Origin of the sequence: Kitasatospora sp. NPDC017646 (assembly GCF_044329365.1) — a bacterium.
Classification (GTDB): Bacteria; Actinomycetota; Actinomycetes; order Streptomycetales; family Streptomycetaceae; genus Kitasatospora.
In genome coordinates this window covers 1-13,248 of sequence record NZ_JBIRJC010000032.1, presented here as the reverse complement: position 1 = coordinate 13,248, position 13,248 = coordinate 1, and the positions used below count along the sequence as shown (strand labels likewise).

Here is a 13,248-nt window from a genome sequence, read left to right as displayed (position 1 = left end):
CCTCCGGTCGCCGCTCAGGGCTGGATGTTCTCCAGGTCCTCCAGGAGGCTGAGGTGCTTCGGCTCCCAGCCGAGGATCTGCCGGGTGCGGGCGCTGGACGAGGGCTGGTCGTTCGTGAGGATCGGGCCGAGAGGGCCGTACGTCTGTGGTGACACCGACTCGACCGGCAGGCCCAGCCGTCGGCCGATGACCGCGGCGATGTCACGCACCCGGTCTCCCTCGTCGGCCACGGCGTGCCAGGAGGTGCCGGCTTCCGCATGTTCCAGCGCGAGCCGGAAGAGGACTGCCGCGTCGAGGGCGTGCACGGCCGGCCAGCGCTGTGTGCCGTCGCCCGGGTAGCCGGACACTCCGGTCCGGCGTGCGATGCCGGTCAGCAAGCCGGCGAACCCGCCCGTGCCCTGGTTGTGGACCGTACGCGGCAGGCGCACGGCCGTGCTCCGGACCCCGCGCGAGGCCAGGTCCAGGACCGCCGCGACGGCGCGACCACGACCACCGACCGGCCCGTCGGTCGGCAACGGGTCGGCCTCGGTGGAGGCACGGCCCGGCACATGGGGCGTACCCGAGCAGGTGACCAAGGGCCGGTCGCTGCCGATGAGTTCCTCGGCGAGGGTCGCGAGGGCGGCACTCTCCTCGGCGACCGCCTCGGCGACGGCGTCGGGACTGCTGAAGTCGTTGGCGAATGCCAGGTGGATCACCCCGTCGGCCCGAGCGGCGCCGGAGCGAAGGACGCCCAGATCGGCGAGAGCTCCCCGGAGAGGCTTCGCGCCGGCCGCCTCGGCGGCCAGCGCGGAGGCGTCGGAACGGGCGAGCGCGAGGACGCTGTGACCATTGCCGAGCAGTTCGGCGACGACGGCGGAACCGATCAGACCAGTGCCACCGGTGACAAAGACGCGCATGGAGCTCTCCCCCAAAGTGATGGGACTCTTGTCCCGTCACTCTAACAGGGTGATGGGACAAGAGTCCCATCACATAGGACCGCGCCCGTGGTCGCTCCCCGGGCCGAGAGCGGGCGGCAGCGCGGCCCGGACGCAGCAGGCGGCGCGGTGGGCGACAACCCGTACACGGCGGCGACGCAGGAGCCGATGGGCGAGCCCGCCGCCGAAGGCCGGATCGTCGAACGCGGCCCCGGGCACCGGCCCGACGCTGCCGGGCATGGTCATCCGGGCTGCGTGCTGGTCCGGGAGGGGCAGGCGGTTGAGCTGGTCGTTGCCGGGCGGGAGGGTACCGGGGTCAGGGGTGTGCAGACAGGTGTGGCGACTCCGATGAGTTCGACCAGGCCCTTACCGCCGGTGGGTGGGGCGATTTCGGACCAGTTGTTGGCAAGCCAGACGTTGCCGGACTGGTCGAGTTGGATGGCCGTGAGGTGCTGGATGGAGCTGCTGCGATAGCCGTGGGGCGGCGTCAGCAGCGAGCCGGTGGAGGAGCCGGGTGGACAGGCGCTGGTGTTCACGCCGCACAGGACGGAGACGGAGGGGGCGCCGAAGCCGGCGACCCATACGCGGTCGGAACCGTCGATGGCCACGGACCAGGGAGCGATGGCGGTCGGCAGTCCGTACACGCCTGTGATCTTGCCGCTCGGCCCGATTTCGGTGACCGAGTTGCTGACGAAGTCGGGCACCCAGACGTTGTTCTTGGAGTCGACGGCCAGGCCGAGGGGCCAGTCGAGCGAGCTGCCCTTGATCGGCGAGAACGAGGTCGGCTTGAAGTCGGGCCCGATCACGGTGACGCTCCCGCCCGCGTGGCCCTGGGGCACGCGTGTGTCCAGGAGCCTTGCCCCGTTGAGGCGGGCGTTGGCGACCCAGGCCCGGCCGTAGCCGTCGATCTGGACGGAGAACGGGTGGTCGAGGCCGCCGCCCTTGATGGTGATCGCCTTCGAGGGGTCCCCGTGCGGGTAGACGATGACGCTCCCCTGGCCGGGGTTGCCTTTCAGACCGTAGAAGTTGGCGATCCAGATGTTGCCCTTCTGGTCGACTGCGGTGCCCTGGGGGTGGTTCAGGTCGCCGTTCTCGAATCCTGTGTCGGGTGACAGCGGCTTTCCGGTCGACGAGTACTTCGACATGGCATCGCCGCCGTAGCTGGGCACCCATACGGAGCCGTCGTGGTCGATGGCGATGCCCCAGGCGCCCGCCTTCATGCCGCCGCCGCTGATGGGGCTGTTCAGGGTGGGGTTACCCACCGGGTCCTGCACGGTGACGTAGGGACTGGGGTTTCGCGTTCCGGGCAGCCAGTTGTTGGAGGCCCAGACATTGCCCTTGGCGTCGATGGCCATCCGGCCGGGGGCGTAGACATCGGGTGGGGCGTAGTGCAGGGCCAGGACCCAGGCTTCCGGTGCCGCGGTGAGCGCAGGGGTGTAGGTGTGCGCTCGGCCGGCCAGGGCGTACAGCTCTCCGGTGGCCAGTCCCGGGTTGTGGGCGAGGTTGAGCACGGCTTGTGCCGTGTCGGCGGGAGTGGTCCCGTGCTGCGGTGTCGCCAGCCGCAGCATGTCCTGGCACCGCCCGGTGTCCGCTTCCGGCGCGCAGAGGGAGACGAGGTTGCCCAGGGTGCCCAGGGTGGCCTGGGTCTCGTTCCTGGTGCCGTTGTTCTGGTCGGTGACGACCTTGCCGGGTTTTCCCGAGGCCGGGTCGGCGAGGTTGTAGGACGTCGCCGCAGCGTTCTCCAGACCGGGGCTGGGCCCGGTGATGCCGTGCTGGTCGGTGAACTGGGCCAGTGCGTAGGTAGTGGCGACCGTGGTGAATTCGTTGACCGTGACAACGGATTCCCGGCGTTGTGGCACGCCGCCGCCGGGGCCGATCCCCACGACGGAACGCAGACGCAACGACCGGTCGCCGTGGGGCGCGGCGTCGACGTACAGCACCGGGCCCGTGGGATGGGTGGACCGGATCTGGAAGGCTCCCCCGGCGTCGGTCGTGGCGTGGCCCAGATTCCGGACGCCCAGGCGGTCTCCGGTGAAGAGGGTGACGTCGGCGTGGGGCAGAGGTTTTCCCGCGCTGGTGACTGTGCCGTGCAGCGTTGGCGGCGTGCTGGGGGGCGTGGCAGCGGGTAGTGCCGTCAGAGCCAGTGCCGCGGTGGCCGATGCCGCCACGACAGCGACCGGCCGGTGCCGGGAGAGCTTGGCCGGTGCCATGACGCGCGGCGTGCGGGGCGCGGTTCTGCGGGGGCAGTTCATAGCGGGAGGCACGGTCAGGTCCTCTCATGATGTCGGCGTGGTGCTGAGCCTTCGCCCGCGGACCGACTACCCGGCGCGACGCGCTGAAGGAGGGTCTCGCCGCGTGTTCGCGGAGAGCACGCCCTGTCGAGGCGGGCGCTCGGAACGACGGTGATCAGGGGCACCAGGAGCCCGGCTCGGTCGGTCCTACGCGTCGCTGTTCTCCGCGTTGTCCGGGTCGCGCAGCGTGAACCATCCGATCTTGCGGCCGGCCAACCAGATCAGGCCCAGGTACAGGCCCGGGCCGACCTGACGGAGCTCGTCGCGCACGCCTCCGAACACCAATGACGTGTGGGAGTAGTCGATGACGATGCACTCCTGGTCGTCCAGACGGCTCGGGCCCGGTCCGACCATGGCGACGATGGACAGGATGTCCATGGCGGTGAGCCGGTTGCTGAGGTAACCGTCCGGGCTGAAGACCTTGCCCCGCCACGCGGTCAGGTTCACCACACTGGCGAGCAGCCGTGCTCCCGCCCGACCTGCCACGGGGAAGACCGCCAGGCCCTCCATCGGACCTCTGGGGATCTCACCGGCCGGACTCTTGCGAAACAGCTCATCGAGCCGCTGATCGTCGGATTTGAGCAGTTCAGCCTCTGTAGTCATCGCAGCCTTCCTCGCTCCCGCGCCCGTGCGGTCCATGGACTGGTCTGCGAGCAACTGGCACGCCATGCGCGCTCAGCGGTGATCCGCTCGACCCGCGACCCACGCTCTCGACGAAGCCACAGGCGCAAGCGGCGGAAGACACGACGAATCATGAGACGGACGCATGATCACCGTTTTGGCGTGCCATCCGCCGCTGTATCCATCCTGGACCCCCGCGGCGGGACTCACCACCGCTGCCGACGGCTGAGGCCCGCGCAATGGTGCGTCGTCGAACGAAGACAGCGCCCACTCACCGCGTCACGGGCGAGGACCGCGGCGGCGTCCGGCGTACTCCTGCCGCTGCGGCCTGACGGGGGCACCGTGCCCCTCGGCTTCACAGGTGGATGGGCAGGTGGCGGGGTCCGCGAAGCATGGCGTTCTGCCGGTAGGGGGGCGGGTCCTGGACCAGGCTCGCCGTGGCGAGGTAGGGAAGCAGTGCGCCAAGCGCGGCGTAGGCCTCGACACGGGCCATGGGGCCGCCGTAGCAGGCGTGGATGCCACTGCCGAAGCCGAGGTGCTGGTTGTCGGGGCGGGCGGGGTCGAACCGGTCGGGGTCGGGGAACCGCTGGGGGTCGCGGTTGCCGGAGGCGAGGGCCAGGATCACGGAGACGCCTTGGGGGATGGAGGTACCGGCGATGTCCACGTCGGCGTGCGGGATGCGCTCGCGCATGTGGACCGGGGGCTCGTAGCGCAACAGTTCCTCCACCGCACGCGGCAGCAACTCCGGTTCCCGGCGCAGCCGGTCCAACTGCTCGGGCTGGCGCAGGAAGGTCAGGGCGCCGTTGGCGATCAGGTTGACCGTGGTCTCGTGTCCGGCGATGAGGAGCAGTACGGCGGTTTCCGCGAGTTCCTCCTGGGTGAGCCGCAGGGCCGGGTCCGGCTCGTTGACGAAGGCGGAGAGCATGTCGTCGCCCGGCTTGCCACGGCGCTGCTCGGCCAGGTTCAACAGGTAGCCGCCCATCTCCATCCGTGCCTGGTCGCCGGCCTTGTCGGGCTCGGCGGAGTCGTCGTCGGGCTTGACGTCGGCGGCTGCGACGATCACGTCTGACCAGGCCCGGAAGAGCGGCTCGTCCTCGTGCGGCACGCCGAGCAGGCGGCAGATCACGGTGACGGGCAGCGGGTAGGCGAAGTCGTCGACGATGTCGACCTGGTGCCTCGCCTCGAACGGCTCCACCAGTTCCCTGGCGATCCGGTCGATCTCGTCGCGCATGCCGTCGACCCGGCCAGGGCTGTGCGGAGGCCCGAAGGGCCGCATGGCCAGGGTGCGCAGCCTGTGGTGCTCGGGGTCGTCGAGCCGCAGGAACGGCGGCTTGCGGGTCACCTCGCCGCGGGTGCGGGGATCGGCGCTCATCCGTGGGTCGTGGAGCAGAGCGGCGATGTGGTGGTAGGTGCCGATCAGGTAGCTGCCGTCGGCCTGCGGCACCACAGGACCGGCCTCGCGGAGTTCCGCGTACAGCGGATAGGGGTCGGGACGGCTGGCGTAGTCGGTGATCCGTGCGAGCAAGGTCGCGGAGTCCATGGTGGCTCCTCATCGGGGGCGGGACGTGGGCTACACCACCGTCAGCCGGCGGTCGGGGAGGTGACCGGTGAGTGCGACGGTCGGGCCGTGGGACAGCACGGAGGGGTCCGGTACGGCGGAGGGGATCGCGATGTCGGCCGCGATCGCACGGTCCTGTGCGCCGGGCGGGGGCGGGAAGGGAGCGGCGGTCTCGATCAGGTGTCGGTAGTAGTCGAGCACCTTGGCCATGTCGACGGTGACGGCGGCGGTGACCCGGCCCCGGTAGCCGTAGACCATCGCCAGACGGCGTGCCTCCAGGGAGCCCTGGGCGATGACCACGTGGTCGGAGTAGGTGGGGACGCCAACCGACTTGATGTTGAGGCCGAACTGGGTCGACCAGAAGACCGGTAGGGCCAGGTGCGGGCGCTGCAGCAGCCCGGGGTTGACCATGTTGTGGGCCGCGACCGCGGCCTGCTCGACCGCGTTGCCCCAGTGCTCCAGGGAGAGCATCTGGTAGCCGAACAGCGGGTGGGGGAAGCGGGAGACGTCGCCGGCCACGAAGACGTCGTCGGTGACGATCCCGTACATGGTGAAGGCCCGGCAGCCTGCGTCGCAGGCGATGCCGCGTGGGCCCGCCGCCAGCCCGGACTCCGCCAGCCACTCCACGTTGCGGATGGCGCCCAGCGCCACGACGCACACGTCCGCCTCGACGCGGCTGCCGTCGGACAGCTGGGCGCCGGTGAAAGCACCGTTGCCGTTCAGGGCGGTGACCGTCACCCCGGTCCGCAGGTCGACGCCGTGGTTGCGCTGCATCACGGCGGCGAGCTTGGACAGGGTGCCGCCGAGCGCACCCACCAGGGGTGCGGGGCCGCGTTCGGCGACGGTCACCTCAAGGCCGAGTTCCCGGCAGGCGGAGGCGATCTCGGAGCCGGTGAAACCGCCGCCGATCACCAGTACCCGCTCTGGTCTCGCGGCCAGCCGCTCGGCCAGTCCCGCGCCGTCCTCGCGCGTGCGCAGGGTGAACACCCCGTCCAGGGCGCCTTCCTCCGGGTTGGGCCAGGGCCGCGCACGGGTTCCGGTGGCGATCAGCAGCCGGTCGTAGGGCAGCGACTCGCCGTCGGCCAGCAGCACCCGTTTCGCCAGCAGGTCCACACCGGTGGCGCGCACGCCGAGGCGCCACTCGGCGTCCGGGTCCCGGCGCATCGGCAGCTCCAGGGTGTCCGCCGTCGCCTGGCCCAGCAGCACCTGCTTGGACAGCGGCGGCCGGTCGTAGGGCGGATGGGGCTCGTCCCCGACCACGGTCAGAGACCCTGTGAAGCCCTCCTCGCGCAGCGCCTCCGCGGCTCTCAGCCCGGCCAGCGACGCGCCGACGATGACGATGAGGCCGTCTTTCAGGTCACCGGCCACCGGTGCTCACCTCTTCCCCGAGGAGGATCGCCTGCACCGGGCACGCCGCCGCGGCCTGGCGCACCCGCTCCACCTGGTCGTCTGGGACGGCCGTGGCGTACAGCAGCCCCTCCTCCCCGTGCAGCTCGAACACCTCCGGGGCGAGGAACACGCACTGTGCATAGCCCTGGCAGCGTGTGAGGTCGACAACGGTCCGCATCTCCACCACTTCTTCCTCCGTTGTCACACCCCCCTCATCTCCAGCATGGGGCCGGAGCCGGGTCCCTGCATGCCTGGTGACGCGAGCCGTGATTCGGGCCAGCACGATGAGAGAAATGGATGAACTCCCGAGAACGGCATCCCAGTTGCTCATCAGCGTTCAGCGGTGACACCTCACCGAAGCAGTGGCGTCCAGCAGAGCCGCCGCTTCTGCTGCTGCGCCGGACGCCGCTCGGTCCGCGCGAGCCGCGGCTTCGCGCAGCCGCACCGCGGTGGTCTGTTGCTTCTCGGGCGTGGTCACGTCGAGGCCCCCGGCCCGCCGGCGGCACGCGATGTAGCCGGGACTCCAGCTTGACGTCAGACCTCAGCCAGAGATCGACCGACCCCGCTGAGGCAGACCTGGAACCCACAAGCCGCCCGGAATCCGAATTTGTGATCAGCGGCCGGTGCCGTAGAGTCGAACCCATCGACGCGGGGTGGAGCAGCTCGGTAGCTCGCTGGGCTCATAACCCAGAGGTCGCAGGTTCAAATCCTGTCCCCGCTACCACGAACGCCGAGGGCGGATGCGCAGTACGGCATCCGCCCTCGGTGTTTCTTCGCACCGGCCGGTCCGCGGGCAGCTCGACTCAGGAACCGCAGCCGGGCACCGATCCGATCGGCGGCAGTTGTTCGGAGTGCTCCGGACCACCGAGCTTCTGACAAGGGTTGCTGTGTTCACCGGACGGATCGCCGCACCGGCCGCCTGTGGTTATCAGCCACCCTTTCGGTTCGTCGGCGTTGCCACAGCCCGGGCGGAGGGCGGAATTCCGCCGCACCTCGGACCCGGCCGAATGATCGGTAAAGACTTCGGATGAGACCACCCTCGCGGCGCACCAGGCGACGCGTCGGGCGTGGCCGCGCTCGCTCTACGTCAACCGGTACCCTCAGACGGTCAAACGTTCTGCCAGTCAATCGTCAAAAGAAGAAGCATGCGCTTCGACCCCCGCGTCGAGCTCGTCCTCCTGTCCGCCGGCTGGGTCCCCGATCGCTGGTCCGGCCTGGCACTGGCCAAGGCGGCCGCGGAATTCGAATCCTCTGGTGACGCACTCCCCGGATACGCACTGAAGTTCTTCGCCGAGTTCGCCGGTCTCTCGCCCCGGTTCCCGAACCCGCGTGATCCGAATCGCCTCACCGGTGTGAACTTCGGGTGCGGCACCAGTGGCCTGCACCCCTTCTCCCTCTCCAGGTTCTGCCGGGAAGCCGGTGAGGACCTCTGCGTCGTCGGGCTGGGCCGGCCGGGCAGCACCGGCTTCTACCTGCTCGGCGCATCCGGTGCGTTCTACTCCGCGTGGGAGGACATCCACTTCCTCGGCCGGGACTTCGCCGAGGGGGCACTCCGCATGGTGACGGTCAGACATCCCGGCCGTCCCCTGTCAGGGTCCGCCGCCCGGCCCCGACTCCCGGTCACCCCGCCGCGACCGTCGAGACTCCACCGCCTACCGGCCCGTCGCCGATGGAGTGCTCGTCCTCAACTACCTTCGGACGCAACAACTCTGGGCGAACCCGTTCACGTGCGGATATCCGTGACCGGAGACGAGGCCCCCTCGGAGGCCCAGTCACTCGCCGATGAGCTTCGGGCCCATCCGGCGATGCTCGACGTGCGCCTCATCAGCCGGGCCCCGGGCCCCGAGGAACAGATACCGGTACAGAACACCATCTCCGTGGTGTTCGGCGAAGTCGGCGGTGTCTCAGCCCTGGCCCGGGCCTTGAGCTTCTGGCTCCGCGGACCACGCCCCCGTGCCGTCCGCCTGACGGTCCACCGTGCCGGGACGAGGCCGGTGGAGATCAACCCCCGCAAGGCCTGGGAGGAGGACATCGAGCTGTTACTGTGCGACCGAACTGGCAGCGCGAAGCCCGACTGAACCGAAGAATCCCGACCATGGGCTGCCGGAGCTGTCAGAACGACCTACGCCGCCGAGGTGGCCTGCGGATCACGACGCCGCCTTGCTCCGGACAGTCAGGACGCGAGCCGGGCCAGTTCCTCGCTGATCGCCTCTCGCAGGATGTCGTGCTGCGCGCCGAGCACATATTGTTCGTCGGTCCACCGCTCGCGCGGATACAGCCACACGGGCTTGCCCACGAGCTCAGGTGGCTCCCACTCGAACCGCGGCCACACGTGCGCATGCAGGAACGGGTCGGTGTTCCCGAGGATCTCCAGGTTGACCCGTCGGAAGGCGGGATCCGACCGCTTGCAGGCAAGCTCGACGGCTTCACCCAACTTGTCCATGTCGGACAGGAACTCCAGCCGCTTGGCCCGGGGAAGCTGCGACAACCTCTGCACCGCAGGATCGTCCGCCAACAGCACGGAGTATCCCGGCAAGAACTGAATGTCGCCGATCACCGCGAAACCGGCCTCCAGCCTCCGAAGCACCATCGGATTCGTGCCCCGAAGCGCGCTGCCGATCCGGTTCCTCCGCCAGTCATCAGTCATGACCAGCGACTCTACACACGGCTGATCCGCCGGGAGTTGTTCCGCACCCGCGGATATCCGAACCTGCCGAGACACCGCCCACGCCGAGATGCATGCCTCCGGCGACAAGAGCACGATCAACACCAACCCCGGCATCTACTGCGTCAAGCTCTCCGACCCCAAGATCAATGGCGCGCCCACCGCTGCGATTGTCGGCACGCCCCGGCTGCGAGACTGGACCGAGGCCGGCGTCCGGCCCCGCCTGCACACCGCGCTGCTGACCGAACTGCGCCGCGCGGACCTGTTGGACCTGCACGACTGCGCCGTGGACGGCTCGCATGTCCGCGCCCTCAAAGGGGAGATGATGTCGGACCCTCACCCGTCGACCGCGCCTGCCCCGGCTCCAAGCACCATGTAATCGTGGACCGTTGTGGTACCCCGCATGCCGTGACGCGCACCAAAGGCAATCGCCACGGCGTCACCCGGCTGCTGCCCCTGCCAGACGCTATACCGCTGATCCGAGGACCACGAGGACACCCTCGCCGCAGGCCTCGACGGCTGTTCGCCGACCGGGGCTACGACTTCGACAAGTAGCACCGCCTGCTGGGGAAGCGCGGCATCAAGCCGATGATCGCCCGACGCGGCGACGCCCACGGTTCCGGCCGTGGCAAGCTGCGCTGGGTCGTAGAGCGCGCCTTCGCCTGGCTCCACCAGTTCAAGCGGCTCCGTCCCTGTCCGGGGCCGCTCCCGCCGCCGGATCTCGGGTGGTCGCGCTGTGCTGCTACAAGCCCGGAGAGAAGGGCCGGATGATCTACCGGCCCCGCTTGCCTCGTCGCCGACCGCGGCCACCGCCTCGAAGAGCGCGGTGCGCGCGGCACCGGCTGAGGGTTGGGGGAACGCCGTGGTGGTGGAGACTGGTCCACCCTCACACCGCTGTCCAGAACCGCGGCCCGCACCGTACCGGGGGATGCCCCGGGGTGCGCCGGGGCCCGCGCCGCTGGTGCGCGGCGCGGGCCGTGGGCGGCTCAGGACTGGCGGCGCAGGCGGCGGGCGAGCAGGAGCGCGCCGGTGCCGAGGGCGGCGATTGCGGCGGCGGCGGTGCCGACCGTGACGGTGTCGGATTCGGTGCCGGTGGCGGCGAGTTCGGTGCCGGTGGCGACGGGGGTGGCGACAGGGGCAGCCGCGGCGGCGGGGACGGCGACAGGGACAGCCGCGGCGGGGGCCGCCGGCTTGGTGTCGGCGGCGGGCTGCACCTGCGTGGCCCTGGTGTCGGCGGCGGGCTTGACGTTCCCGCCGGCGGTGGTCCCGGGGGTCTGGGCGGGGGCCTGGGTGGGGGTCTCGGCGGGGGTCTGGGCGGGGTCGGCGACGACCTTGACGGTACTGCCCTGGCTGCAGGAGGTGGTGCCGCGGAACGGAGTGGCGCCCTCGTTGACGAACAGGCACGGGTCGATCGAGGTCGCGCCCAGGGGCGTGGTCGCGTCGTAGGACACCCGCACCCGGGTCACCGTGGTCTTCCCGGCACCGATGGAGGAGTCGCGGCCCTGCAGGTAGACGCCGGGCTTGTCGTCCGGGATCCCGGCGGAGACCTTCTCCAGCGTGGTCCAGCTGCCGTCCGCCTGGCGGACCTCGACGGTGGCGTGGGGGTCGACGAACAGGACGTCGCCGAGGTTGGTGTAGGCGGACGGGGTGGGGTTGGCCAGCACCGCGTCGAACTCGATCGGCGCCCCGCCGGCGATCGCCGTGGCGGGCACGTGGGCCAGCGAGCTGCCGATGGAGTCGACCGTGATCGTGCTGACCTGCTCGCCCAGGTTGTCCCCCGTTCCCGGCACGGTCAGGCGCGAGGCCAGGGTGATGGAGTGAAAGCCCCCGTTGCTCGCGCCGTCGTGCGGCAGGCCCATCGGGGCGCCGATGCGCATGTCCAGCTTCACGCTCTTGCCGGCCGCGACCACGATGGCGCCGGTCATGCCGTTGTAGGTGGCCTCCTCACTGCCGGGGTAGAAGTCCAGCGGGACCGACTTCCAGATACCGTCCGCCGGGTCCTTGTAGTCGATCGTGATCGCGTGCGGCGGCGTGCCCGCCTCGGTGGTGGTCTGCAGCAGGAGCGCGTACGAGGTGTCCTCGGTGCCGGTGTTGGCGATGGTCTCGGTGAACGCGACCGGCTGCCCGGCGAAGCCGACCGCCGCCGGCGCCTGGACGCTCAGCGCCCCCTGGTACGCGTCGTGCAGGGCCCCGGCGAAGGCCGTCTGCGCCGGAAGGGCGAGCGAGCCGCCGAGCGCGAGGACGCCGAGCGTGGCAGCGGCGACGACGGCACGACGGGAACGGCGGATACGGGTGGTGCTGGACATGCTTCCCCCCTGGAAACATTGGATGGATGCGTGAGCGAGTCGGCGAGCGGCCGGGACGCGCGCCGTGAACCCTGCGGTCCACAGGCGGAACATCACCCTTCCGTCGGAAGGTGGCCCCCCTTCCGCGCCTCTCACTTAACTAGACGCGCAGCCCCCGCCGCGGTTGCAGACGGACCCGAGAAATCTTTTCGGACCCTCGAACGCGGCGCGGCGCCGCTTCGTTCAACGGTGGTCGGTGACCAGAGCGGTGGCAGCCGCGGTGAAGACGCGCACGCGGGCGGCCCGGTCGCCGCCCCGGCGGATCAGGGCCCCATCTCCGAGCGACGGCCACCAGGGTCAGCGCTCGGCGACGGTCCCGGCCGACGGGCCGGCGGGAGCCGCGACCTCATTGCGCGAATGCGGGTTCCCCTTGCTCGCGATTGACGGGCCGTCAGCACCAAACCGGAGTCGTTTCCTGGGCTATCTGGTGATCCAGCGCGGCCCACGTCTTCGGGCCGACGATGCCGTCGACCTGGAGACCCTCGCACGTCTGGAACTTCTTCACCGCGGCGAGGGTCTGGTTGCCGAACTGCCCGTCGATGGCCGGGCCGTTGTGGGCGAGAGAGCCCCAGAGCTCGCACTGCAACGCCTTGACCTCGTCACCGGAATCGCCGTAGCTCAGCTCCGGTTCGTTGGCGCTCCAGCCGCCGCAGCCCGCGATGGGGGACGTCGCGGCCGATGCGCTGCCGGTGGTGGCCACACCGAACCCGGCGGCCAGAACGGTGGCGACCACGATGGCTGCGAGCTTGTTGCTCATGGTCCTTCCTTCGGTAAAGCTGATAGGGAGTACTTGGTGGGGCAGGATCAGCAGATGTAGTTCGCCGCGGTGTCCATGGGGCTCTGGAAATCCAGTGCGGCCCAGGTCTTCGGGCCGACGATGCCGTCGACCTGGAGACCCTCGCACCCCTGGAACTTCTTCACCACGGCGAGGGTCAGGTCGCCGAACTGCCCGTCCACCTGCAGACCGGCGCCGCGCACGCTGGAGTTGAGCTCGCACTGCAGTGCCTTGATCTCCGGGCCGCTGTCGCCGTAGCTCACCTCCGGCTCGTTGTCGCTGTAGAAACCGGTGTAGGTGCACTGGGCGGGGGTGCTGGCGGAAGCGGTGGTGGCGGTGCCGACTCCGAGGCCGGTGAACACGACGGCTCCCGCGGCGATGGCAGCGAGCTTGGTGCGCATGGGCGTTCTCCTTCACATGGGACAGGTGGACGGGCCCGGGGCGGACGGTGAGGCCGTCGATGACGTGCCTGAGCGGACAGCCGCCCCGGGCGGGTGGTGTCAGGTGTTGCGCGGGTGGTCAGGCCGTGACGTGGTACCAGTAGCCGCCGGTGCGCAGGGTGACGTAGTGGACGTTGGAGTTTGTTTCCTTCGCCTCGTACATCATGTCGGCGCCGGTGGTGGGGTCGGTGCCGGCGTAGAGGACGACGTGCACGGTGTTGTGCGCGTCGGTGCCGAAGTACTCGACGTC

The 13,248-nt window shown here is 70.2% G+C and carries 11 protein-coding genes, 1 tRNA gene and 1 pseudogene; 3 read left to right on the top strand and 10 right to left on the bottom strand.

What is annotated here, in order from left to right; genetic code table 11:
- Positions 1-14: 14 nt before the first annotated feature.
- From ACH4J0_RS32735 to ACH4J0_RS32710, 6 genes are all read right to left on the bottom strand, one after another.
- On the bottom strand, positions 15-896 hold the full coding sequence (locus ACH4J0_RS32735; RefSeq protein ID WP_396244572.1) for an SDR family oxidoreductase: 882 nt from the start codon (positions 894-896) through the stop codon (positions 15-17).
- A gap of 260 nt (positions 897-1,156) precedes the next feature.
- Complete coding sequence (locus tag ACH4J0_RS32730; protein ID WP_396244570.1) at positions 1,157-3,124, bottom strand: hypothetical protein; 1,968 nt, start codon at positions 3,122-3,124, stop codon at positions 1,157-1,159.
- Positions 3,125-3,352: 228 nt separating this feature from the next.
- On the bottom strand, positions 3,353-3,808 hold the full coding sequence (locus ACH4J0_RS32725; protein ID WP_396244569.1) for a hypothetical protein: 456 nt from the start codon (positions 3,806-3,808) through the stop codon (positions 3,353-3,355).
- 373 nt (positions 3,809-4,181) lie between these two features.
- Entirely contained in the window at positions 4,182-5,366 is a 1,185-nt protein-coding gene (locus ACH4J0_RS32720; protein ID WP_396244568.1) for a cytochrome P450, read from the bottom strand.
- A gap of 30 nt (positions 5,367-5,396) precedes the next feature.
- Positions 5,397-6,752: an NAD(P)/FAD-dependent oxidoreductase gene (locus tag ACH4J0_RS32715; protein WP_396244566.1), complete on the bottom strand. Its 1,356-nt coding sequence runs from the start codon at positions 6,750-6,752 to the stop codon at positions 5,397-5,399.
- Positions 6,742-6,951 (bottom strand): ferredoxin, encoded by a 210-nt coding sequence (locus tag ACH4J0_RS32710; protein ID WP_030556618.1) that lies wholly within the window; start codon positions 6,949-6,951, stop codon positions 6,742-6,744. The genes ACH4J0_RS32715 and ACH4J0_RS32710 overlap by 11 nt, the downstream gene beginning before the upstream one ends.
- Before the next feature lie 469 nt (positions 6,952-7,420).
- Here ACH4J0_RS32710 and ACH4J0_RS32705 point away from each other — a divergent pair.
- Positions 7,421-7,497 (top strand) — tRNA-Met (locus ACH4J0_RS32705).
- Positions 7,498-7,918: 421 nt separating this feature from the next.
- Positions 7,919-8,851 carry an SUKH-3 domain-containing protein gene (locus ACH4J0_RS32700; protein ID WP_396244564.1) on the top strand — a complete coding sequence of 311 codons (933 nt, stop codon included), beginning with the start codon at positions 7,919-7,921 and terminating at the stop codon, positions 8,849-8,851.
- A gap of 95 nt (positions 8,852-8,946) precedes the next feature.
- Here the strand turns inward: ACH4J0_RS32700 and ACH4J0_RS32695 are convergent, their stop codons facing one another.
- Positions 8,947-9,420, bottom strand: a complete 474-nt coding sequence (locus ACH4J0_RS32695; protein WP_396244562.1) for a diadenosine tetraphosphate hydrolase — start codon at positions 9,418-9,420, stop codon at positions 8,947-8,949.
- A 202-nt stretch (positions 9,421-9,622) separates the two neighbouring features.
- Here ACH4J0_RS32695 and ACH4J0_RS32690 point away from each other — a divergent pair.
- Positions 9,623-10,128 (top strand): annotated as a pseudogene (locus ACH4J0_RS32690) (transposase); the annotation flags it as partial.
- Between the two features lie 296 nt (positions 10,129-10,424).
- On the opposite strand, the gene ACH4J0_RS32685 reads toward ACH4J0_RS32690, so the two are convergent.
- The 3 genes from ACH4J0_RS32685 to ACH4J0_RS32675 all read right to left on the bottom strand — a co-directional run bounded on the left by ACH4J0_RS32685 (position 10,425) and on the right by ACH4J0_RS32675 (position 12,959).
- Positions 10,425-11,744, bottom strand: a complete 1,320-nt coding sequence (locus ACH4J0_RS32685; RefSeq protein ID WP_396244560.1) for a hypothetical protein — start codon at positions 11,742-11,744, stop codon at positions 10,425-10,427.
- 430 nt (positions 11,745-12,174) lie between these two features.
- A complete protein-coding gene (locus tag ACH4J0_RS32680; protein ID WP_396244558.1) occupies positions 12,175-12,540 on the bottom strand; it encodes a peptidoglycan-binding protein in 366 nt (121 codons plus the stop codon).
- A gap of 47 nt (positions 12,541-12,587) precedes the next feature.
- A complete protein-coding gene (locus ACH4J0_RS32675; RefSeq protein ID WP_396244556.1) occupies positions 12,588-12,959 on the bottom strand; it encodes a peptidoglycan-binding protein in 372 nt (123 codons plus the stop codon).
- Between the last annotated feature and the right edge of the window lie 289 nt (positions 12,960-13,248).

Excerpts from the sequence above, each read along its gene's own strand:
- ACH4J0_RS32685 (WP_396244560.1), bottom strand. The coding sequence starts at position 11,744 with ATGTCCAGCACCACCCGTATCCGCCGTTCCCGTCGTGCCGTCGTCGCC.
- ACH4J0_RS32675 (WP_396244556.1), bottom strand. The coding sequence starts at position 12,959 with ATGCGCACCAAGCTCGCTGCCATCGCCGCGGGAGCCGTCGTGTTCACC.
- ACH4J0_RS32720 (WP_396244568.1), bottom strand. The coding sequence starts at position 5,366 with ATGGACTCCGCGACCTTGCTCGCACGGATCACCGACTACGCCAGCCGT.
- ACH4J0_RS32680 (WP_396244558.1), bottom strand. The coding sequence starts at position 12,540 with ATGAGCAACAAGCTCGCAGCCATCGTGGTCGCCACCGTTCTGGCCGCC.
- ACH4J0_RS32700 (WP_396244564.1), top strand. The coding sequence starts at position 7,919 with ATGCGCTTCGACCCCCGCGTCGAGCTCGTCCTCCTGTCCGCCGGCTGG.
- ACH4J0_RS32730 (WP_396244570.1), bottom strand. The coding sequence starts at position 3,124 with ATGGCACCGGCCAAGCTCTCCCGGCACCGGCCGGTCGCTGTCGTGGCG.
- ACH4J0_RS32725 (WP_396244569.1), bottom strand. The coding sequence starts at position 3,808 with ATGACTACAGAGGCTGAACTGCTCAAATCCGACGATCAGCGGCTCGAT.
- ACH4J0_RS32695 (WP_396244562.1), bottom strand. The coding sequence starts at position 9,420 with ATGACTGATGACTGGCGGAGGAACCGGATCGGCAGCGCGCTTCGGGGC.
- ACH4J0_RS32710 (WP_030556618.1), bottom strand. The coding sequence starts at position 6,951 with ATGCGGACCGTTGTCGACCTCACACGCTGCCAGGGCTATGCACAGTGC.
- ACH4J0_RS32735 (WP_396244572.1), bottom strand. The coding sequence starts at position 896 with ATGCGCGTCTTTGTCACCGGTGGCACTGGTCTGATCGGTTCCGCCGTC.